The organism is Candidatus Vicinibacter proximus (assembly GCA_016713905.1).
Taxonomy (GTDB): Bacteria; Bacteroidota; Bacteroidia; order Chitinophagales; family Saprospiraceae; genus Vicinibacter; species Vicinibacter proximus.
Genome location: JADJOE010000001.1, coordinates 1323684 through 1345530 on the forward strand (window position 1 = coordinate 1323684; position 21847 = coordinate 1345530).

Below are 21847 nucleotides of genomic sequence, written 5' to 3' on the forward strand. Positions count from 1 at the left end.
AGTGTTGAAATAAAATGGGTGCAAAAATTCTTTTGCACCCATTTTTATTTTGAGGTAATGTACTTATTTTTAGTTGGTGGCTTTTTCAATAAGGTATTCCACTGCAATAATGAGTTTGCACTCTTCTATATCATCTCAAGTATTTCGCATAGTTCTTTACATGCCTTGTGGAGAATTTCATCTGTGGTGTTTAAAGGCGGAGCGATTCGCACAGCATGAGGACAAAAAAGAAAACTTTCAACAAGAATATTCCTTTGGTAAGCCAATCTGATAAATTGCATCACTAATTTTTCGTTCTCCAACTCCACGGCAATTAAGAGTCCTGAAAATCTGATGGATTTAATTTTAGGATGTGTAAAATATTCCCGGATAAGATTTGATTTTCTTAGGACTTCCTGCTCTGTGTTATTTTTTAAAATAATTTTTAGAGCCTGCAATCCGGCAGCACAGGAAAGAGGATGGCCTCCAAAAGTGGTAAGATGTCCTAATGCAGGTTTTTGAGAGAATTCAAGCAGTAATTTTTGTGAAGAAATTACTGCAGAAAGTGGTAGTCCCCCTCCTAAAGCTTTTCCACAAATAAGTACGTCAGGAGTGATGCCATAATTTTGAAAGGCAAATAGTTTTCCTGTGCGGCACATCCCAGTTTGAATTTCATCAAAAACCAACAACACATTTTCTTCTGTGCATTTTTTTCTCAAGGACAGCAGATAATCAGGATCCAGGACCAAGACTCCTGCTTCAGCCTGAACGACTTCTGTGATTACCAAAGAGGTGTTTTGGTCGATGAGCTCTAAATCTTCTATGTAGTTAGGTCTGATAAATTTAATATTTGGAATAAGAGGTCTGAATGGCCTGCTATGAGTCTCGTCACTTCTAAGCGACTCTGCCCCAAGTGTGCTTCCATGGTATGCGTTTTTACTGGCAACGATGTCACTTCGGGAATTGAATTTTCTGCATAATTTGATCGCTGCATCCACTGCTTCAGAACCAGAATTCAAGAAATAGACAGCATTAAGTTCGCAAGGCAATAATTGACTCAATAGGTTTGCCAATCCCACCTGGGGTGTTTGGATATGTTCGCCATATACATTGCTGTGCAGGTACTTTTCGGATTGCTCTTGGATGGCGTGAACAATTTCTGGGTGGCTATGTCCAAGATTGCTTACGCTGAAACCGCTTACAAAATCAAGGTAAGGCTCTCCGTTTTTTGAATAAAGAAAAGAACCAAGCGCATGGTCGATTTCAAATGCCTGTGGAATTTCACTGGTCTGGGCAATCCTCTCAAAAAATTGGCGGCGTAAATACATTATCTTGGGTTGAAACCAAATTCCGCTTTTTGGGTTTTATTCATAACGGAAATGATAAATATTTCAATATTTGCGTAAAATTATCCGTTTTGAATCATTAAACAGCAGATAAATGTATAAATCATTAGTACTTAGCCTTAGTTTATTTTTCACTTTACAACAAGCAGCGCTTTTCGGACAGGAAAGTAAAGGGGGCATGGAATTCTTTCATGGAACTTTTAGCGAAGCATTGGAAAAAGCCAATGTTGAAGGTAAAATTATTTTTATGGATGCTTTTACAACCTGGTGTGGACCATGCAGAAGAATGGCATCCAGCACTTTTCCGGATAGTGAAGTAGGTGGTTTTTACAATGCAAATTTCATCAACCTTAAAGTGGATATGGAGAAGGGGGAAGGGCCTGATTTGGCCATTCGTTATTCGGTAAATTCATATCCAACATTGCTTTATATAGATGGATCAGGAAAGATCATACACAAGGGTGTTGGTATGAGAGGGCCTGAACAGTTTATTGAACTTGGGAGGGAAGCTTTGAAAAAGAATGACCGTTCCGGTGAATTTGCAAAGAAATACGAAGCCGGTGACCGGGACCCTAAGACTGTGCTGGAATACATCAAGTCTTTAAATATGGTTGGTAAATCAAGTTTAAAAATCACCAACGAATATTTGGCCACACAAAAAAATCTTAAATCAAAGGAAAACTTGGAAATAATTTTGGAAGGAACCACCGAAGCAGATTCAAGAATTTTTGATTTATTGATTCAAAATAAGGAAGACATCATTAAGCTTAAAAAGAAGGAAGTATTTGAAGCAAAAGTTTACCAGGCTTGTTTTAGGACCTATTCAAAGGCACTTGAATTTCGAAATGAAACATTACTTAAAGAAGCTCAGTCTAAGATTAAAAACAATCCCAATAAAGCCCAGGATTTTATATTCCAGACCAATATGGAGTATTACGGCAAGACAGGTGATGCCAAGCAATACCTGAGCTCCGCAAAATCGTATGTAAAGAAGTCGGTAAAAAATGATGCCCTAAAACTTGCAGCTACTGCACAAAATGCCATCAACTACTTCAGGACCGATAAAGATGTGGTTGATTTTGCTGAAGGACTTGCAAAAAAAGCCATGGAAAATGGTGGATTGACCAATCAATACTACCTCTATGGTAGTATCCTCAAAATGCAGGGAAAGCATCAGGAAGCCATCAAAACACTCAGGAAAGGTTTGGAACTCGCCAAAGAAAGAATGGAGGCACCATTTCAATTTGAACAGATGCTGCGGGAACTAGAAACAAAATAAGTGTACAAATATTTCGATTCAAGCGTTTTATGATTTAAATCGTAGACTTTCAAAATTTGTTACTTTAGACTGTACAGGCATCTCATTCTTGTAAATAAATCAATTAATTCTAGGCATTTGGAATTTCATTTCCGGATTAAAGTCTAATTTTGCGCCCCTTATGAGTGTCTTGGAAGAAATCAACAAACGCAGAACTTTTGGTATTGTATCCCACCCGGATGCCGGAAAAACCACTTTGACCGAAAAGCTACTTTTGTTTGGTGGAGCTATTCAAATTGCAGGTGCAGTTAAATCCAATAAAATAAAAAAACATGCCACTTCCGATTTTATGGAAATCGAGAGACAAAGAGGTATTTCTGTGGCAACTTCAGTGATGGCATTTCCTTATCGTGATCTGCAAATTAATATTTTGGATACCCCTGGTCACAAGGATTTCGCAGAAGATACTTTCAGAACCTTAACAGCTGTGGACAGTGTAATTGTGGTGATTGATGTAGCGAAAGGAGTGGAGGAGCAGACGGAGAAACTCGTTCAGGTATGTCGTATGCGTAAGACACCCATTATCGTGTTCATTAATAAACTCGATAGAGAAGGTAAGGATGCTTTTGATTTGTTGGATGAAGTGGAAACCAAATTAAATTTAAGGGTTACACCTCTTTCCTGGCCAATCGGTATGGGTCAGCGATTTCAAGGGGTCTATAGTTTATATGAGAAGAAAATTATTCATTTTAGACCACATGGAAAGCAGGAAGGAGAAGATGCTGTGGTGATAGAGGATATTCATGATCCAAAGTTGTCCTCCATCATTGGGGAAAGACCACACCAGCAACTTACGGAAGATCTTGAAACAGTTCTTGGGGTTTATCCGGAATTTAACCGTCAGGATTATCTGGACGGAAAGGTTTGTCCGGTATTTTATGGAAGCGCGGTGAATAATTTTGGGGTAAGAGAACTTCTGGATTGTTTCGTGGAAATTGCTCCAACACCTCTGCCTCGTGAAACGGAAGAGAGAATAGTGCATCCTGAAGAAGAATCCATGAGTGGTTTCGTGTTTAAAATTCATGCCAACATGGATCCCAAACATCGGGACAGGATCGCTTTTTTTAGAATTTGTTCCGGGGTTTTTAAAAGGAATACCAATTTTTATCATGTACGTCTTGGCAGATCCCTTAAATTTTCAAACCCTACATCTTTCATGGCTGCCCGCAAAGAGGTCGTGGATGAAGCCTATCCGGGTGATGTAGTTGGACTTTATGACAGCGGTAATTTTAAAATAGGAGATTCACTAACAGAAGGAGAGAAGTTACACTTTAAGGGAATACCGAGGTTTTCTCCGGAGATTTTTAGGTTTGTCAACAACGCCGATCCATCCAAATTCAAGCAGTTTGCAAAAGGACTGGAGCAACTCATGGACGAAGGTGTTGCACAGATGTTTACCAAGGAAGATTCGCAGCGCAAGATTATTGGTGTGGTGGGTGCTTTACAGTTTGATGTGATCCAGTATCGCCTGGAAAACGAATACAATGCTGCCTGCTCCTATGATCCGATCAATTTACACAAAGCCTGCTGGGTGCAGTGTGACGATCCAAAGAAAATGGAAGATTTTATCCAAAGGAGGAAAAAAGACATTGCAAAGGATAAGGAAGGGAAAGTTGTTTTTTTAGCGGAATCCGCCTGGACACTCAAACTTGTTCAGGATAATTTTCCGGATATTAAATTCCACATGACCAGCGAATTTTAAAATTTGTTCATTGTAGATATAATTTGATTTAATTTGCACGATGATAAGTTTAAATGGAATCTGATCAGATAAAATGGCAAAACCTGTTTTCATTGCATTTGAAGGAATTGATGGTAGTGGTAAAAGCACACAAGCAAAATTGTTGCGCGAAGCACTAGACAAATCCGGACAGAAGGTTTTGCTCACGGCAGAACCAACCAATCAAACAATAGGCTCCCTAATCCGTGCAGCGTTCAGTGGAAGAATGGAGGCCGATCATCGCACGATAGCCGGTTTATTTGTTGCAGACCGACTGGATCATATCCTGCATTCTGAGTATGGAATGCTTCCCATGCAACAGAATGGTTATCACATTATTTGTGATCGTTATTATTTTTCGTCTTATGCCTATCAGGGCGTTCATATGTCCATGGATTGGGTAATAAAGGCTAATGCGCTGAGTGCAGACTTGCTTCGGCCGGATCTAAATGTTTTTATAGATGTTTCTCCCGAGCTGGCAATGGAAAGAATTCATGCTTCGCGACCAGATAGAGAGATGTATGAAACGTTAGACAATCTGAGAAAAGTAAGAGATCAATATTTTAAAGCATTTGATTTACTTAAAGAAACGGAAACTGTTGTGGTGATCAATGGAGATGAGGAAATAGAAAAGATTCACTCAGAAGTGAAGAAAACGATTTTAAAATACTTTTAGAAGTAATAAGGTCATTTCCGAAGGACTATTTTTCATCGGCATTTATTTCAAACTCAAACTTGCTGTTGAATAATTGCACTATTCTGAAGTAGCATTTGTATCCATTTCTAAGTAGTAATCAGATCTGATAATTATACATATAATTATTTTCCCAATATTTTTTCAGCAGCATCTTTTCCACTTTGTAAAGCTCCTTCCATAAACCCCTGCCATTCTGCCAAATGTTCTCCGGCAAATAAAGTATTCTGGAAGGGTTCACTCAGTACAGGCATTACATCAAACCATTGCTTCACACCATACAAAGCATAAGCACCATAAGAAGAAGGCTCATTTCCCCAATAAAACTTTAAGTCTTCTTTTAGATATTTACCTACATCACCGAATGCAGGTTTAAGGGCATCTAGAATTATAGATTTGCGTTGTTCCGAACTTATCGAATTCAGGGATTCAGCTTTATCTCCTGTGGCATAACAAATCAAAGTTCCTCCAGGAACATTTTGGTTCTTTGTGGCGTGATAAAAATAGTGAGCGGGTGTGTCTGTTACCATGTCAAAATTTTCTTGCTTCCAAAACTTTTCAGAAAAGACCATGGGAAATTTTCCAATTCGGGCATATTGGAGCTCTGCTAAAGCATCCACCATAATTTCTGGCAATTGTGGGGCCCATTGGATTTTTCTTAAGGAGAAAGTGGGAACGGCACAAATCAGTTTGTCTGCCTCAAATGTGCTACCATTTTCACAATGTAATTGCACTCCATTCTTATTTTGAATGATGTTGTTAACTTTGTGACTTAGTAGAATATTTTCTATGCCGATGGATTTACTTAAGGCCTCTGTTAATTGAGAATTTCCACCTTTTATTTTCAAATCCATTTCATTCTTTTCACTACTTTCAGCATATTCGGCGTAGGCAGCATATGCGGACACATGTCTGATACTTTCACCAAAATCTGTACTGTCCATTAATTCTCTAAGCATTAAATCCCTGTCATCAAATTTTTTATCTGATAGGAATCTCCACCAATCTGTCCGATCCAGTTTCTTCTTTTGTTTTTCCGGCATATTCTTCCATATGGTCTTCTTGGCTGCCCAGAAAGTATTAAAGGCAGGACTAAGAGACCATTTTCCATCTTTAAAATATTGACCATTAAAAGTTAGATGGGTTTCAAATTGATTGTTTTCAAGAATCAGATTAAATTTTTTACAAAGTCCTATAATTAATTCATGAGATTGACCTACCCATTCTGCACCTAATTCAATGACCTGATCCGGCGCAGAGGATGGATGATGTGAAAAAACACGCCCCCCTATTCTGTTTTTTGCTTCCAGAATGGTAACTTTTGTGCCTCTTTCCTTAAGGGTATGTGCAGCCATCAAGCCAGCAAAGCCGGCACCAATAATGCACACTGACTTTACTTTTTTAGAGGAGTTAAAATTTGGAGCCGGGAGATTGCTTCCTATATCCTTCCAGGCTGCAGTTCCAATTGCCGATTGAATGATAAATGTTCTTCTTTTCATTTTATATGTTTGTTCACAGAAGTAAAGATAAAAAAAGTATTTCACCCTAAAACCTATATCATCATTGAACAAACAGAGCTTGACTAAGCTTTTTATTATTTAAATTCGCTCTTTCGATAAAATTTTGGGAATTATACAAAAGTTATTAAACCTTATACCTAAAACAGGGTCTTACCTGATATGAATTTATTCAAATTACTTATTTTGTTTTGGTCTGTGTTGTGGTTCAATGATATTTTGTCAGCACAGAGTCAATACAAGGTGTATTTTTTTCTCCTGGAGGAATGTAAAATTACTCAGGCTTATGTAAAGGAAATTAATCGTTTGAAAAAGGAGTATGAATGTGACAGCATTGAATTTAAAGCTTTCTTTCCAAGCCCTTCCTCTGAAATTGATTTAGTTGAAAAGTTCATGAAGGAATATCAGTTGGATTTAAAATATCAAATGGATGTATTACAGGTGACTTCATCTAAATACGATGTCACTGTAATGCCGGAAGTGGTCTTGTATGATGAGTTCAAGATGAAAGTCCTATACCAAGGACGTATCGACAATTTGTTTGCTAAAATTGGTAAACGAAGATCCAGGGCCACCACGCATGAATTGAATGATTGTCTGGAATCCATACGTCATGGAAAATTGATCCATCCATTTAGAACCGATGCGATTGGTTGTTTTTTAACACGGCTTTAATTCAAGGACAATAACATATCTTTGATCATTAATTTCAAACCATGAAATACAGGTACAGTTTTCTTTTTCTATTTGCCTTTTGTTATGTTGGTAATGCGCAGACTTTTTCCGAACAGGTAGCTGCAATTATCTATACCCATTGCAGCAATTGCCACAGACCTGGAGAAATAGGCCCATTCCCTTTGACAAATTATGAAGAAGTCAAGGACAGAGCATTTACCATTAAGCACGTTACAGAATCCAGATATATGCCACCCTGGAAGCCGGATCCAAAATATCGTAACTTCCAGCATGAGAATTACCTTACAGATGCGGAAATCAATATTTTGGGTAAATGGGTGGATGCAGGAATGCCACAGGGAGATCCTTCAAAGGAACCCCGGTTTCCAAACTTTCCATCAGGATCCCAAATAGGTACCCCTGATCTTGTAGTCTCCTTTGCTCAAAAATACGTGCACAAAGGAGATGGCCGAGACGAATACAAGTATTTCGTTTTGCCCACCAATCTTACAGAAGACAAAGAGCTGATAGCGCTTGAAATGAGACCTGGCAACAATAAAATTGTACACCACACCTTGTTTTGGGCAGATAACACAGGAGCTGCCAGGGCGGAAGATGCCAAGTCTCCTGAATACGGATATACCGGGGGATCTGCTAATGCTTTAAGGGGAGAGCAATTGCCGGGATATGTTCCAGGCCAAAAACCAAATCTATATACCAACGGGATGTCTCAGATGGTTCCAAAGGGATCAGATTTGGTTTTACAAATGCATTATGCACCAACCGCCGTTGATCAATCAGACAGTTCGGTAGTGAATCTTTTCTTTGCCAAGCAACCTAGCAAAAGAACAGTTTATAATAAAATCATGCTTCCTCCTGATCTGATCAACGGACCCTTCATCATTCCAGCCAATACTGTAAAACAGTTTCATGGTGTTTACAAAGTACCACTCAATGTAAGTTTGGTAGGAATCTGGCCGCATTGTCATATGTTGGGTAAGGATTGGGAAGTGTATGCCAAACTCCCAAATGGCAGTCAAATTCCTTTAATCAAAATCAGTGACTGGGATTTTAACTGGCAAGGTGGGTATTATTTTCAAAAGCTTATCGTGATTCCTGCAGGCAGTGAAATTCATGCATTTGCAACTTATGATAATACTTCTGACAACCCGGTAAATCCAAATTCGCCACCAAAATCAATCACTTGGGGTGAAGGAACATCCGATGAAATGTACTACCTCCCCATTAGTTTTGTATTGTTTCAGCCCGGAGATGAAAATGTAAGTCTCGGTAACGATGACCTAGCCGGAAAAGGGATTTTGAACAGAGATATACAAAATCAGTTAATGCCGATTTACCCTAATCCTTCCAAGGCGGAAATAAACATTCCATTTGTATTGAATGCAGACCAACCGGTTCAGTTGGACCTGATCGATCTGATGGGACAAAAAGTATCCAACCTTGTGGAAAAAAGAAATTATATGCAAGGTCAGCATGCACTGAAAGTTAAAATACCTGAAATTGGCAATGGTGTTTATTTTGTAATGTTAAGGACCAATTCAGGTACATTAAGTCAAAAATTGGTCATACAACGCTAATATTCTTTTGGGATGCTAGCCAAAAAATAACCGGGCATTTGTTTTTTTTGTTAGTTTTGGAGGTTAATTTTTTTCAAACAAAATAAAACAAAACAAATTATGAATTGGATTGCTATTCTCGTTGCAGCTTTGGTGCCCATGGCTGTAGGTTTCGTTTGGTATCATAAAAAAGTGATGGGCGATGCCTGGATGAGGGAAACAGGTCTCACTGAAGAGAAAATTAATGGCGCAAATATGCCTATGATCTATGGGCTTTCATTGCTTTTTGCCATAATGCTGGCGATGGCCACGCCTATTCTTTGTATTCATCAAATGGGTGTAGAAAGTGCATTGCTCAATGCAGTGAATGATCCTGCCCGTGCCGACGCCGCTAAAATGATCGTGGATAAGTTTAAAACTGGAGGAGAGTATGCCAATGAGTTCCGAACTTTCAAGCATGGTGCATTGCATGGTATTTTATCCGGAATCTTTTTAATTTTTCCGATCATTGCGACCAATGGTTTTTTTGAAAGAAAATCCTTTAAACTTACCATGATGAATACGGCTTATTGGACTATAGTTTTAGCCATTATGTGCGGGATTGTTAGTGGTTGGCAATAATTTTAATTAATCAAATCATATTACAGGAAGGAATTTATCTTTATTGGTAAATTCCTTCTTTTATTATTACAAAAATCATCCAAAAATGAGTTGTAAAATTTTGAAATGCTGTTTCTTCTTAGTCATCATGTTTTTGGAAATTTTTCAGGTAGAAGCACAAAAGTGGATAGAGACAAAATACAAGATTTCTACAACTCAGGATTTAGTTTATGCAGAAGTTTTGGATTTTGCAGGAAATAGAAGAAGCCTCAAACTTGACTTAAGTCTGCCAACAGACGATCAACCACCTGCTTGTGGTAGACCCTTACTTATCCTTATCCATGGCGGGGCATTCCTTGCAGGATCAAAAAGCGATGGGTTGTTGGCCAATGGAAGACAAGATTTTGCAAAAAGAGGTTATGTTACCGCCTCAATGGATTACAGATTGGGCATGTTTAATACGGATAAGCAGGTGCATTGTAATGTGACCCAATTGTTCAATGCTCCTTGGGATTGTTTGAATGTAACAGATACCTTGGAATGGTACCGGGCATTTTTCAGAGCAGTACAAGATGGAAATAAGGCAATAGATTTTTTACTTTCCCGTCCCGAATTAAATATTGACAAAAGGAATGTTTTTATTTTGGGCGAAAGTGCAGGTGCCATTACGGCATTGGGCGTTGGGTTTATGGATAGGCAGGAAGAAATACTTTCTCCGTATCATAAACAAAATGATGTTGCCGCACCTAATCTGATATATCAGGATTTATGCATCCGGCAAACTGGATATGATACAGGTATTGCGTTTATGAATCTTAGCAGACCGGACCTGGTTTCAGATTACAATCCTGCAAGAACAAGAAATTTTAAAATCAAAGGTGTTGCAGCATTTTATGGTGCAATGTTTTACGATATGTTTGAGCAAAGAAGTTCCGATGTAGATCTTCCGAGTTTATATCTTTTTCATCAACCCAATGATTTGGTGGTTTCCATAGGCTATAAAAAATTATTGCAAGATCTGGCTTCATGCTTTTCCAATCTTGGCGGCTGTCAGGACATTATCTCAAGACCGCTTGCCATGGGGTCTGACTTGTTGAATGACCGATACAAGCAGATTTTATCCGGTCTCCAGACAAAGGCTGACTTGGTTTATGATCGGACATCAAACAATGGAGATTGTTTGTATCAGGTATTGAATCCTAATTCAGGTGGCGGTCATACCGTGGACAATTATATTTTAAGAACCCAAACAGTTGCTGGTTTATTTGCAAAAAGAATCGATGAGTCGATTCCCTGTATAGTAGGTGTTGAGCAGCCTGGTCAAAAAAATACATTGATTCATATTTTTCCAAATCCAGTAAATGGAACACTTCATCTGTCTACCGAAAGTAACATCCAAAAGTGTGCCGTTTTTACTTTGGAGGGTAAGAAATTATTGTTCTTCAACAGTACGGAAATTAATCCCACGAAACAAATTAATCTTGCTGGTTTATCCCCGGGAGTTTACCTTTTGAATTTATGGTCGGAAGATCAAATGTTTATCCAAAAAATTATCGTGTCTTCCAGGTAAATTAGTTGGATGCCACATTTAGTCTGTCACGGTCCTTTATATAAAACATCAGACTCATAGCTAGAAAAGTAACCCCAGCAAGACTGTACCACATGACTTCAAAACTGTACCGATCAATCAGTTGAGTGCCTATGATTGGTGCAATAATCAACGCAACCGCCCAGGCCATGGAATACAGACCCATATAGCGCCCCATGGATTGAGGATTCGCACGACGCATGCAAAAACTTGCCATAAACGGCATGGCCAAAATTTCACTAAGGGTAATGAGTATAATAGACACAACGAGTACCCACATCCCTTTCCAAATATTCATCATGATAAAAGCTACAATCAATACTGCGCAACCGATTTTTATATAGGTAAAATTCCTCAATTTGTTTTCCAGTAAATAGATTACCGACATTTCGATTAAAGCAACACCCAGTCCATTCATTGCCATGAGCAAACCGATGGTTTTAGGACTAAGTCCATAGACATTTTTATAATACAAAGGAAGACTGGTGAAAAATTGAAAAAATGATGTTGCATACAGTAAACAAACCAAAAGAAACAACAAATAAAAATAATCTTTCCAAGGAGAAAGTACGGGTTCATCATTTCTGACATTGGTTTTCTTCGACAGACCATTCTTTCGTTCCACCCTTCTTGCCTTTCCAATAAAGACAATGATAAATATTCCTGCCGCAATACAAGTCAATCCATCCACCCAGAATATTGCTTTAAAGTTAACCACGGCCAACAATCCGCCAATAATTGGTGCGACTGAAAATCCAAGGTTCATGGCTAATCTATTTAGTCCGATGCTTCGGGTATAATTTGATTCATCCGTAAAGCTGCTCATGGCTGTAATGTTGGCCGGTCTGAAGGCATCACCTGTAGCAGTAAATAGAAATATAAGCAAACAAACTACGTAAAAGTTGGAGGTAAAACTTACCATAAAAAGCACTGCTCCGGATGTAATAATGGTACTGACCAAAACTTTATAATAACCAATTTTATCTACCAGGAATCCTCCTAATAATGAACCTGTAAGGCTTCCTATTCCAAGCATGGCCATGACAATTCCAGTCTGTTGGATAGAGAATTGCAATTCCTGGCTGAGGTAAACACTTAAAAACAACATGACGATACTGCCACACCGATTGATAAACATGGCAGTGGCTAAAATCCAGACATTTTTATGGATTCCAGAGTAAGAATTAAGGACAAATTCTTTGATTTTGACCATACTTAAATTAAGGAATTAGAATAATAAACCTTCTTTACAGTAATATGTTTTCATTTTATAATGTTTACATTTACGAATTATAGAGATATGTTCATGTTTTTAAGAAATTTTGCGTTATTAACTGGTCTTTTTCTGGTGGTTTCCTGCACAAATGAGGTGGAAGTGGAAGGACCTGAGATTTGCTATGAGCAGGAGGTTTTACCTATTCTTGTATCCAATTGCACACAAAGTGAATGCCACAATCCGATAGATCGGGAGAAAGATTTGGATTTGAGTAACTTTAATGACATAAAAAGTTTAGTTAAATCTGGAGATTACAATGCTAGTAAATTGTTCTCCGTGATGGTCATTCCTTTCGGATCTTCAAGAATGCCGCCCTCACCTTATGAAGCATTGTCGGATGAACAGTTACGGACAGTAGCCTTGTGGATCGAACAAGGGGCAAAGAACAATTCATGTATTCCTACAGTATGTGACACCACCAATGTATTTTATTCCGGAACCATCGCACCATTGTTGAAATTTTATTGTACGGGTTGTCACAGTGGCTCAAATCCTCAGGGAAATCTTGACTTGACCACATATACCCATGTCAAAGAAGTGGTAGATGACAATTCTTTACTTGGTACCATCGAATGGATGAATGGCTTCAACAAAATGCCTAAAAATGGAAGTAAATTAACCAATTGCAACATTCTTAAAATTAAGAAATGGATTGCAGTAGGAGCACCTAATAATTAATTTAAAGCGACCATCAGATCATGAAAAATCTACTACTGATATTTATACTATCTCTAAAAATTATGTCTGCTCAGGAAACTGATTTGTTGAGCGAATTGGGAGAAGACAACACAAGGACATATGTAACCAATGCGTTTAAGTCACCGAGAGTCATCAGTTCGCATAGTATGGAGATGTTGCCTGTTGGCGCATTAGACTTTAGAATTCTTCATCGGTTCGGCCAGGTAAATCAGGGTTTTGATGAATTTTTTGGTTTGGATAATGCGACCATGAGGATGAGTTTTGATTATGGGATAACCAAAAATTTTACCGCCGGTATTGGTCGATCTACATTCAAGAAAGAGTTGGATGGATTTCTTAAATACCGAATCGTTCAACAATCAAAAGGACATCGTTCTTTTCCAATTTCCATTCTTTGGGCAAGCGGGATGATGTATAATGGATTAAAAAATCCTTATCAGGAATCCACGACAGAAGATAAATTCTATAAGCGGGTTTCCTATTTTCACCAATTGATCATAGGTAGAAAATTCAGTGAATCATTTAGTTTACAAATCAGTCCAATGCTTATTCATCGGAATCTTGTAGATAATTTATTGGAGGAAAACAATACACCGGCAATTAATCTTGGCGGTCGTTATAAAGTAACTAAGCGTGTTGCAGTAGTGTGGGATTACACTTACGCTTTCGGCCAATTTTTAACCAATTATCACACCCAGCCATTGTCCATTGGCGTAGATATTGAAACTGGTGGTCACGTATTCCAACTCCATTTTTCCAATGCCACAGGAATGAATGAACGTGCTTATATCAGTGAAAAAAATGGGGATTGGTTTGCGGGGGATATACAATTTGGTTTTAACCTCTCCAGAGTTTTTCAGATTGCAAAACAAAAAATCTAAACTCATTAACTATTTAGCTAATTGACTCATTAGCTAATTAACTAATTCCCTAATTCCATCCCCTGGTAGAAACCAAGATCTTTGTTTTTTATGATTTTGCACAGCAGTGCAATTTGGCCGGTATGATAAGAGAAGTGTTCTATTACGTGACTGATGATTTCATAACCGGAAAGATCAAAACATTGAATGTGAAATATCTCAAACAAATTTTCCTCTTGTAAATTGTCTACAATCTCTGTTGCTTGTTGGGTAGTTTGTTCAAGGAGAGAATGGAGGTATTCATGAGTGAATGGTCCATTATTTGAGAATTCTTTACTCCGTTCCCTTATGTCATTTCCCTTACCCAATCCTGTAATGATGTATTGTCTCATGTTACCACTTAAATGTAAAATCAGATTTGCGCTGCTGTTGGTATTCGCATTTGGTCTCCATGTCAGTTCATGTGTATCCAATTCGTTTATACATTGAAGAATTCTTTTTTTCGATTCTGTATTTATTCTAAGATTAAATTCAGATTTAATTAAGGGGAGGATCTTTGACGCCATGAACATTTTTTTATAGGACTACTGATAACATTTACCTGATTTATAATGCATAATTCCCGCACACTCTGCACTACAAGCATTGGCATAAGTTTTTTGATTGCAACCACAAACCGGTTTGTAATCCATAGTACAAATACAATCCTGCTTTGGGGATTCGGTACAATTACTTTTAAATGACTGGTTGGAAAAACACCCTGTGCTGCAAACGAAAATTAAAAGCCCGTTATTCCATTTCATTTTTTTGGTATGTTTCAGTTTCATCTATTTGCAGGCAGTTGTAATAAATCAGCTAAATTTACACTTTAAAACAAATTTTACTTATGCGTTATTTTACAGCATTGATATTTTTGGTTATATTTTTTCAAAATGTGCTTGCTCAAGACAGTATAATCGTTCAGACGCTTACCCGGGACAGTGCCGGACGCCGTGGAGTTTATGAATTCCCGGATGATGCCAATCAATCTTTTCGAAAAATATGGATGGTCTATAATATGCGTTGCAAGGGCGCAAAGGTTGGAGTAAGCGGTGTTGGATGCGGTGAGTGGGATTACAGCTGCAATACTTTTATTACCGACAGCAGCAGGGTAGATAGTTCTTTGGCGACCAATCCGAGTTATGTTATATCCGGATTCAGCGGATCGCCTTTTGAATATAGAAATGAACCAGTATATACCTATTATCAGTATGTCCAAAAAGAAGCCCGTTATACCTCTTCTTCTAATGAAAAAAAATATCCAAGTGGGGCAGGGGGGCAGCGGGAAAGCTTCAATGCTGCGGGAGGTACCTTCAGAGGTCAATATCTATTCACTGCTCAGGAACTCATTGGTTTTGGACTAAAGGCAGGCAATATTTCTGCAATGGAACTTGCGGTGCTTGCCCAGGGTGCTAAGTTGCCAAATTTTAGAATCCGAATGAAAGCAACGGGAGACAATGAAATTTCTTCCACCAACCCTCATACTGAGGGCTGGTCAGAAGTCTATTACCGGGATGTTGAGACGAATACAACAGGAACCAAGCGTTTTCAATTTTACACCCCGATTAATTGGAATGGCACATCCAATGTAATGGTAGATGTAAGTTTTTCAAAATTCAATAAGGCAGCAGAACCTGAATTCAGTTTTAATGAATTGTCTGGAGACAAACAAGCTGTAATCGCTCAACAAGCAGAGCAAAGTCTGGTCTTTGATGGGGTAAGTGGTCAAGTTCAGGGGGGGAAATTAAGTCAAATAAAGAATGAAATTACCATCGGTTTCTGGTCTTATGGAACCGCTCATTACCAACCTGTCAACAACAGTATCCTTGAAGTCAACAATAAAAACGATGAAAGAGAAATAAATATTCATCTTCCTTGGAGCAATGGAGGTATTTATTTTGATTGTGGTAATGAAAATGGATCTTATGACCGTATTGAAAAAGCAGCCGGCGTAAATGATTACGAGCGACAATGGGTGCATTGGACTTTTACAAAGAATGCAACTACCGGGATAATGAATATCTATCGCAATGGAAGTTTGTGGTTAAGCGGAAGTGGGAAAACGAAACCCATCGATTGCGATATTATGAAATTGGGAGAAGCTGTGGCTTCAAACAATACCTACTTCGGTAGAATTCGTGAATTTAGTATTTGGAATAAAGAACTGGATTCATTGACCATTCAGTCATGGAAGAATAGATCTTTGAACGACAAACATCCATTCTACCACAATCTGTTGTTTTACTTTTCCATGCAAAATGGGGGGGGCAATCAAATCGTTGACCAGGCACCAATGCCTCAATCAGCTGATCTTTCGGTTGCATTGGACAGACATCAGGAAAGAGGAGATAAAATGGTAATGAATTTTGTAAATTCTAAATTAAGACCGAATTTTAGTTTTATTCAAGGTACTTATAATGGATTTGTTGTCGATGATTTTACTGTCCTGGATTCCATTATCAATGGACCAAAAAAAGTTCAGGATTATAAAGTGGTCAATAATAATCTGGTGCTGGATTCTACATATTATTTGAATCAGGCCGGTGATCTTTTCATCTATCGCGAAGATGGAGAAGTTGCGGATGCAATCTATCTGGATCCGGATGGGGCATTGGCCATTACGACACTAAAGTACTATAGAAAAAGACCTGCCAAATATGAGTTGCTCTCGCTGGTAACGCCTTATGGTAACAATCTTGATTTGGGCAAGGATGGCAAAACTTTTGTATTTGATGTTACAGACTTTACGCCTATACTCAGAGGACGAAAATATTTAAGTATGGAGTTGGGTGGAGAGTTTCAGGAAGAGATTGATCTAAAGTTTATTTTTATCAAGGGAACACCGGAAAGAAAAGTCCTTGATGTAGCCAATGTTTGGCCATTTGATCGAGGTTATTTTAATGAAATTTACGACAACACTAAATTTGAACCTAGGAAAACAAAATTAAGAAACGATGCAAAGTATTTTAATATTCGTTCTTCCGTTACTGGTCATGAACAAAATGGAGAGTTTACCTCAAAAAAACATTTTGTCAGCGTAAACGGATCTGCAACCAAGAAATTCCAGTTTGATGTGTGGAAGGAATGCGGCTCTAATCCTATTTATCCTCAAGGAGGAACATGGATATTTGATCGCGCTGGTTGGTGTCCAGGAGCGCCCACAGAATTGTTTAGATTTGATTTAACACCTTTTGCCACACCTGGAGCCGATATGACCTTAGATTATGGGATCGAATTGCCTGCATTGTCTCAGGCGAATTATCTGGTGTCTACTCAATTGGTAAGCTATGGTCCATATTCCTTTAAGAACGATGCATCATTGGAGGAGATCAAAAGACCAAATGCAGGAAGAGTTGAATTTGATCGGTTAAATCCTTCTTGTAATTCACCATTAATTAAAGTTAGAAATTCAGGAGAAAACACATTAAGTGCATTGACGATTAAATATGGTCGCAGAGGAGGTAGTCAACTGACTTATCGTTGGACTGGAAGCATCATGCCATCAGAAGAAAAAGACATTGAGCTTCCTCTTGATGTGGATGGCTTCTGGAATTCAGGGACGGATACAAGTCTGATTTTTGAAGTTTTGTTAAGTAATCCAAATGATCAAATGGATGATCATGTACTGAATAATTACCTCTCTGTTCCGTATAAAAATGTGGACAAGTATGGCAGCAATTTGCATTTGGAATTTAAGACCAACAATGTAGCGATTGACAACAGCTATCGCATTGTAAACAACAAAGGCCAAAATGTATTGACAAGAAATGGATTGGCTGCAAATGTTATATACAGAGATGAATTGGCACTGCCGGCAGGTTGTTACACTTTAATCGTAAATGATGTCGCAAATGATGGATTATCCTTTTGGTTTTATCCTAATAATGGTTCTGGTTTTGCCAGATTATCCAGAAAATTAACAAATAACTATGCGCCATTAAAAAATTTCAATCCAGATTTTGGTGCGGGATTTCAGTATGACTTTGTGGTAGATCCGGTGTTGTCCGTAAACAATGAATGGCAACCACAACTTCTAAGTATTACCCCGAATCCTACTTTGGATATTCTGAATGTGGAATATAAGGATGAAAATACTGAACCCGTTTATTTTCAATTGCTTAATTTCAATGGGCATACGCTGAAGAAAGAAATCAGGAATGGAGGGCCAGGCTTAGTTTCTGTTCGTTGGTCATTAAGTGAGTTGCCGGCCGGCATTTACTTTGTAAAAATTAATCAAAAGGAAAAAACAGTAACACGAAAAATTATAAAGCAATAATTATACATATCCTTCATTTTTGTGGGAGCAAATTCGATTTATATAAAAAGCTAGTGGAATAAATTCACCCTGCTTGTTTTCGGATTTATAGTATCAATGTAGTATGTTCCACTGGGTAATTGATCGTGTTATCCGGATGGAATTATTCTCTTGGCTCCGGACCATAGAATGTGATTACATTTTCTCCTATTATGAAAGAACCTCCGGAAGAAATTTTATCCAGCACAATTTGTTCTCCTATGAAATTCAAAACCTTTTTTCTTTGAGCCAATGGGAGGCCTGTGCGCGCAGTCCATTGATCCGGTGTAGGGATATCTAAAATAACGAGTGCTTTTCCGCCTGCAAACTCCCACCACATGTCAAACCTTGCATGACTGCTTTCGTAATAAATCGTACCACCGCGGCCCATTTCTACGTAACGAAGTTTAGGTTTTCCATCCGGAAAAATTCTTTCCATAATTGCATTATTGGATTTGAAATTTCGGTCAATAACTTTTTTTATTTCCGCAATAAATTCCTTTGACACATTCAGCCAATGGGCTATTTCATGGGCATTTTCTTTGTTCAGCAAATGTTTCCTCACCAGATCCCGCAGCAGTTCTGTTCGGGTGGCTTCCAATAATTGGGTTCTAGTTTTTTCAAAATACTCTTCAGCCATTTTTTGACCATCTTGTTCCGCCTGGTATCTAAAATCCTGTGCCGCCTGAAGTTCATCTACAGCTGATTTTCTGATTTTTTCGGCATCCGCATTTATGGTGTCAAGATGCTTGACTGCTTTTTTATAAGCCTTTTCCAATTCTTTTGAAAAATCATCCTGATTCATGTGTTCATGATTTTAAATTCTCCTTTGTCAATGAAAATATAGGCACAAAGGATTATAAATTTTCCAAAGTTCATCCAATTTTTGCAATTTGCGCGATTTGAAATATTCAAACAATTTTGCCCTTTCAAAAAAAAAAAAAAAATTTAATTGGTCATGATTTGGGGATTCATTATTTAATTTACATTGAATAAGCCAGTTAAAAAATATCATGCCATTATCATTAATATGGAAATTTTTATAGAACTGGAACGGCTGCCCTATTCCAACAAAAGGAGAGGCCAATTTGAATTAGGGGGGGAGTCGCCAGATTAAGCCTTGTAACTTACCAAGCCATCCTTTATTTCAGGATCATCCTCGAGCAGTAATGATCTTTGTTCAACGAAGGCTATTTTTGACCATCTTAAATAAGTCCCTGGTTCGTTTCCTCCATGATACCTGCGTTTGCCAATCTGAAAGACATTTAAAACCAGAAAAAAGGAGCAAAAACCCAAGTAATTTAACACCCCTGGGATGCAGTCATAGGAAAACCGCGCCTGCCATCTTTGCATTTAAAAAAGGAACAGCGGTGTTTAACAGCCAGCGGGTGCATTCAACAGAGGTCGTAAAAAAAGAGAAAAAGTTTGGAATCTGGGGGAAAAAAAACGCCGGTTGCTATAAGAGCAAGCTATTAGAATACAGGCCCTAAAGGGTATTTGCCAAATACCATGTCATGCTTAGTAAAGCAATTTTGGCATTAACATAATAAAGAAGGAATATGTGCAATGCCCAAATTCCAATTAATGTAATTAGAAGGCCCATAACCCAAGTGGAAAGCCACGGGTCGTCTTTAACTTTGTACACTTGATACAAAGCACTTGCCAGTTACCGCTTGTAAATTTACTTCCAATCTCGCGTCCTATCAAAAAGTTCTGGTAGGTAAAAACCAAACTGCAAATGCAAACGCCCTCTTGGTTGTGGAAGAAAATGATATTATATAAATAAATAATATTAAAAAGATCCCATATTTAAAGGTCATAAGATAATTTTCTGTTTTGTTTTAGCTAAGTTAAAAGTATTATTTAACATTTTAAGAAATACAATAATTTATTTTGTAGGCTTAATAATTAACTGTATCCACCGCTCAAAATCCCAATTGCTTAACCAAAAAAACACTCATCATAAGTATAGATCATTTGAGACAAAAGGGCAAATTATGTCAAACCGGTTCCTCCAATTTGAATTCTGCCAATGGCAACAAGAGGCTAAGTATTCCACTTCGAACCAGGCACCAACCCATCCACCGCGAAAACAGGAGATAATAGAAAAGATAGTGTAGGCCTCTTCGGCCTTGGATTTAATTATGGCAATTTGACATCCCACTAAAATCAAATAAATAGGAGTATAGAGAAGACCATTGTTTGGGGAAAACCAAATACAGATCATTTTTGGATGAAGCCATTGCCTCCTTTTGATAGAATAACTTAAAAGTTCACCAAATGCATCCCAATTAATTGAGGATAATCACAAAGGAAGAAGGAATCAACCCTTAAGCTTAACTAGCATCCCCAGTCCACCAGGTAGGGAAAGAAAAAGCACATTAGTTGGCCTTACTAAAACAATCAAGGCTGCTATGATACCAAAAATAATATATGAAAACACATTTGAACGCCTCATAAAATCAGTAGTAAAAATTAAATATAGAAAGGCAGCAAAAAGGCCAAAGGAATAAAAAGATAGCCATATAAAGATTGTACACCGCCAAATGACATCATGTGATGATCGTGATCTCGAAGGGCGAAGACCGGTTACAGAGCTTGTTTATAAGCATCCCCAATGGTGAACTGTCGTTATCAAGAAACCCACCGTTTTGGTATCAAGGCAGTGGCATACCATAGCCGGTAAAAAACGATCCGGCTCGCCCAGCGACTGTAGTAACGGTTTTGCTGTGTCTGTTAAAACTCAGAAATACAAATAAGCTTAATGCAGATATTGTTAATACAAAAAGTCCTATTTCTTTCCTGTTATTTAACATGGATTCGATTTAAGTGATCATAAAATTTAAATATTGTGCTTTTATGGATTCTATCTTATGGAATAAATTGCTTTTTTGTACCACTTTTGGATTTTAAAGGAAATAATTCTAAAGTAATTCGCTGGTTTGTCATCAATCAATGATTTTATGCTTCCGGATAAACTGCCCTGGCAAGCAATGGAAGGATGTGCCCACCAAATATTGAGGATATTTTTTTCAGAGCAAAGGTTATGAAACCAATCAATAGGTAAAGAACATTTGTGTTGATTAATTTCATTCAGCATATTCATTGCTGCTTTCAGATCAATTAGATAGGCACCCGCCATTCTACCCATTTTTTTGGGATATAAGAATTGATCACGGTTTCGCTCACTTCCTTTAACGTATTTCAAATTGGAATCTTCCAGTGAAATTAGATAATTTGAATTATTATTCCTTTCTATTTCAATATATATCTTTCCTAAGACGTCCTCAAAGTTAGCATCTAATTCTATATCATCTTCAAGTACCAGAGCATGTCTTATATTGTTTTCTATCATGGTCTCATAAGCCAGAATATGTTTGTAGGCACAAGAGGTACCATTGCTGATTTGTCTCATACCACCAGTAAAATATTTGTCCAATATTTTTTCATTAAGTTGGTCCTTGTCGCCATCCAGAATAAATTGATACGATAAATTTCTCCCTGAGATTTGTTGCAACATGTGCCGCTCCCGTTCAATGGCTGTACTTACATGGATGATAAATGTATTTGTATTCGACATTAATTGGTTTGCAGTTGATTTTAAAATTGGGTTCTAAAATACTTCAACTAAGATAAATTTTAGCAAGAATTTAATTTTGGGTTAT

18 protein-coding genes are annotated in these 21847 nt (G+C 37.8%); 10 read left to right on the forward strand and 8 right to left on the reverse strand.

Annotation, left to right across the window (positions count from 1 at the left end):
* Positions 1–125: 125 nt before the first annotated feature.
* Positions 126–1307: an aspartate aminotransferase family protein gene (locus IPJ83_05090; protein MBK7879917.1), complete on the reverse strand. Its 1182-nt coding sequence runs from the start codon at positions 1305–1307 to the stop codon at positions 126–128.
* A 112-nt stretch (positions 1308–1419) separates the two neighbouring features.
* Between IPJ83_05090 and IPJ83_05095 the strand changes: the two genes are divergently transcribed.
* The 3 genes from IPJ83_05095 to tmk all read left to right on the forward strand — a co-directional run bounded on the left by IPJ83_05095 (position 1420) and on the right by tmk (position 5039).
* On the forward strand, positions 1420–2604 hold the full coding sequence (locus IPJ83_05095) for a DUF255 domain-containing protein (protein MBK7879918.1): 1185 nt from the start codon (positions 1420–1422) through the stop codon (positions 2602–2604).
* Positions 2605–2764: 160 nt separating this feature from the next.
* Positions 2765–4345, forward strand: coding sequence for a peptide chain release factor 3 (locus IPJ83_05100; protein MBK7879919.1), 1581 nt, complete (start codon positions 2765–2767; stop codon positions 4343–4345).
* Between the two features lie 73 nt (positions 4346–4418).
* Positions 4419–5039, forward strand: coding sequence for a dTMP kinase (gene tmk / locus IPJ83_05105; protein MBK7879920.1), 621 nt, complete (start codon positions 4419–4421; stop codon positions 5037–5039).
* Between the two features lie 143 nt (positions 5040–5182).
* On the opposite strand, the gene IPJ83_05110 is transcribed toward tmk, so the two are convergent.
* The gene (locus tag IPJ83_05110; protein MBK7879921.1) at positions 5183–6556 is read right to left on the reverse strand and encodes an FAD-dependent oxidoreductase; all 1374 of its coding nucleotides are present in this window, start codon (positions 6554–6556) and stop codon (positions 5183–5185) included.
* Positions 6557–6736: 180 nt separating this feature from the next.
* Between IPJ83_05110 and IPJ83_05115 the strand changes: the two genes are divergently transcribed.
* From IPJ83_05115 to IPJ83_05130, 4 genes are all read left to right on the forward strand, one after another.
* The gene (locus tag IPJ83_05115) at positions 6737–7249 is read left to right on the forward strand and encodes a hypothetical protein (protein MBK7879922.1); all 513 of its coding nucleotides are present in this window, start codon (positions 6737–6739) and stop codon (positions 7247–7249) included.
* Positions 7250–7290: 41 nt separating this feature from the next.
* A complete protein-coding gene (locus tag IPJ83_05120; GenBank protein MBK7879923.1) occupies positions 7291–8847 on the forward strand; it encodes a T9SS type A sorting domain-containing protein in 1557 nt (518 codons plus the stop codon).
* A 99-nt stretch (positions 8848–8946) separates the two neighbouring features.
* Positions 8947–9447, forward strand: coding sequence for a DUF1761 domain-containing protein (locus tag IPJ83_05125; GenBank protein MBK7879924.1), 501 nt, complete (start codon positions 8947–8949; stop codon positions 9445–9447).
* Between the two features lie 85 nt (positions 9448–9532).
* On the forward strand, positions 9533–10996 hold the full coding sequence (locus IPJ83_05130) for a T9SS type A sorting domain-containing protein (GenBank protein MBK7879925.1): 1464 nt from the start codon (positions 9533–9535) through the stop codon (positions 10994–10996).
* A 1-nt stretch (position 10997) separates the two neighbouring features.
* On the opposite strand, the gene IPJ83_05135 is transcribed toward IPJ83_05130, so the two are convergent.
* Positions 10998–12227 (reverse strand): MFS transporter, encoded by a 1230-nt coding sequence (locus IPJ83_05135; GenBank protein MBK7879926.1) that lies wholly within the window; start codon positions 12225–12227, stop codon positions 10998–11000.
* A 93-nt stretch (positions 12228–12320) separates the two neighbouring features.
* On the opposite strand from IPJ83_05135, the gene IPJ83_05140 reads away from it, so the two are divergent.
* A complete protein-coding gene (locus IPJ83_05140) occupies positions 12321–12968 on the forward strand; it encodes a hypothetical protein (protein MBK7879927.1) in 648 nt (215 codons plus the stop codon).
* A 20-nt stretch (positions 12969–12988) separates the two neighbouring features.
* Entirely contained in the window at positions 12989–13870 is an 882-nt protein-coding gene (locus tag IPJ83_05145; protein ID MBK7879928.1) for a hypothetical protein, read from the forward strand.
* A 41-nt stretch (positions 13871–13911) separates the two neighbouring features.
* Here IPJ83_05145 and IPJ83_05150 read toward each other — a convergent pair whose 3' ends face one another.
* Positions 13912–14415: a DUF1572 family protein gene (locus tag IPJ83_05150; GenBank protein MBK7879929.1), complete on the reverse strand. Its 504-nt coding sequence runs from the start codon at positions 14413–14415 to the stop codon at positions 13912–13914.
* Positions 14416–14433: 18 nt separating this feature from the next.
* Complete coding sequence (locus IPJ83_05155; GenBank protein MBK7879930.1) at positions 14434–14652, reverse strand: hypothetical protein; 219 nt, start codon at positions 14650–14652, stop codon at positions 14434–14436.
* 83 nt (positions 14653–14735) lie between these two features.
* Between IPJ83_05155 and IPJ83_05160 the strand changes: the two genes are divergently transcribed.
* Complete coding sequence (locus IPJ83_05160) at positions 14736–18164, forward strand: T9SS type A sorting domain-containing protein (protein ID MBK7879931.1); 3429 nt, start codon at positions 14736–14738, stop codon at positions 18162–18164.
* A gap of 142 nt (positions 18165–18306) precedes the next feature.
* On the opposite strand, the gene IPJ83_05165 is transcribed toward IPJ83_05160, so the two are convergent.
* From IPJ83_05165 to IPJ83_05175, 3 genes are all read right to left on the reverse strand, one after another.
* A complete protein-coding gene (locus tag IPJ83_05165; GenBank protein MBK7879932.1) occupies positions 18307–18621 on the reverse strand; it encodes a hypothetical protein in 315 nt (104 codons plus the stop codon).
* 2218 nt (positions 18622–20839) lie between these two features.
* On the reverse strand, positions 20840–20998 hold the full coding sequence (locus IPJ83_05170; protein MBK7879933.1) for a hypothetical protein: 159 nt from the start codon (positions 20996–20998) through the stop codon (positions 20840–20842).
* A 50-nt stretch (positions 20999–21048) separates the two neighbouring features.
* Complete coding sequence (locus IPJ83_05175) at positions 21049–21762, reverse strand: glycosyltransferase family 25 protein (GenBank protein MBK7879934.1); 714 nt, start codon at positions 21760–21762, stop codon at positions 21049–21051.
* Positions 21763–21847: the final 85 nt, after the last annotated feature.

Excerpts from the sequence above, each read along its gene's own strand:
- IPJ83_05145 (MBK7879928.1), top strand. The coding sequence starts at position 12,989 with ATGAAAAATCTACTACTGATATTTATACTATCTCTAAAAATTATGTCT.
- IPJ83_05110 (MBK7879921.1), bottom strand. The coding sequence starts at position 6,556 with ATGAAAAGAAGAACATTTATCATTCAATCGGCAATTGGAACTGCAGCC.
- IPJ83_05150 (MBK7879929.1), bottom strand. The coding sequence starts at position 14,415 with ATGGCGTCAAAGATCCTCCCCTTAATTAAATCTGAATTTAATCTTAGA.
- IPJ83_05120 (MBK7879923.1), top strand. The coding sequence starts at position 7,291 with ATGAAATACAGGTACAGTTTTCTTTTTCTATTTGCCTTTTGTTATGTT.
- IPJ83_05130 (MBK7879925.1), top strand. The coding sequence starts at position 9,533 with ATGAGTTGTAAAATTTTGAAATGCTGTTTCTTCTTAGTCATCATGTTT.
- IPJ83_05170 (MBK7879933.1), bottom strand. The coding sequence starts at position 20,998 with ATGTTAAATAACAGGAAAGAAATAGGACTTTTTGTATTAACAATATCT.
- IPJ83_05100 (MBK7879919.1), top strand. The coding sequence starts at position 2,765 with ATGAGTGTCTTGGAAGAAATCAACAAACGCAGAACTTTTGGTATTGTA.
- tmk (MBK7879920.1), top strand. The coding sequence starts at position 4,419 with ATGGCAAAACCTGTTTTCATTGCATTTGAAGGAATTGATGGTAGTGGT.
- IPJ83_05165 (MBK7879932.1), bottom strand. The coding sequence starts at position 18,621 with ATGGAAAGAATTTTTCCGGATGGAAAACCTAAACTTCGTTACGTAGAA.
- IPJ83_05135 (MBK7879926.1), bottom strand. The coding sequence starts at position 12,227 with ATGGTCAAAATCAAAGAATTTGTCCTTAATTCTTACTCTGGAATCCAT.
- IPJ83_05115 (MBK7879922.1), top strand. The coding sequence starts at position 6,737 with ATGAATTTATTCAAATTACTTATTTTGTTTTGGTCTGTGTTGTGGTTC.
- IPJ83_05160 (MBK7879931.1), top strand. The coding sequence starts at position 14,736 with ATGCGTTATTTTACAGCATTGATATTTTTGGTTATATTTTTTCAAAAT.
- IPJ83_05155 (MBK7879930.1), bottom strand. The coding sequence starts at position 14,652 with ATGAAATGGAATAACGGGCTTTTAATTTTCGTTTGCAGCACAGGGTGT.
- IPJ83_05175 (MBK7879934.1), bottom strand. The coding sequence starts at position 21,762 with ATGTCGAATACAAATACATTTATCATCCATGTAAGTACAGCCATTGAA.
- IPJ83_05140 (MBK7879927.1), top strand. The coding sequence starts at position 12,321 with ATGTTTTTAAGAAATTTTGCGTTATTAACTGGTCTTTTTCTGGTGGTT.
- IPJ83_05090 (MBK7879917.1), bottom strand. The coding sequence starts at position 1,307 with ATGTATTTACGCCGCCAATTTTTTGAGAGGATTGCCCAGACCAGTGAA.
- IPJ83_05095 (MBK7879918.1), top strand. The coding sequence starts at position 1,420 with ATGTATAAATCATTAGTACTTAGCCTTAGTTTATTTTTCACTTTACAA.
- IPJ83_05125 (MBK7879924.1), top strand. The coding sequence starts at position 8,947 with ATGAATTGGATTGCTATTCTCGTTGCAGCTTTGGTGCCCATGGCTGTA.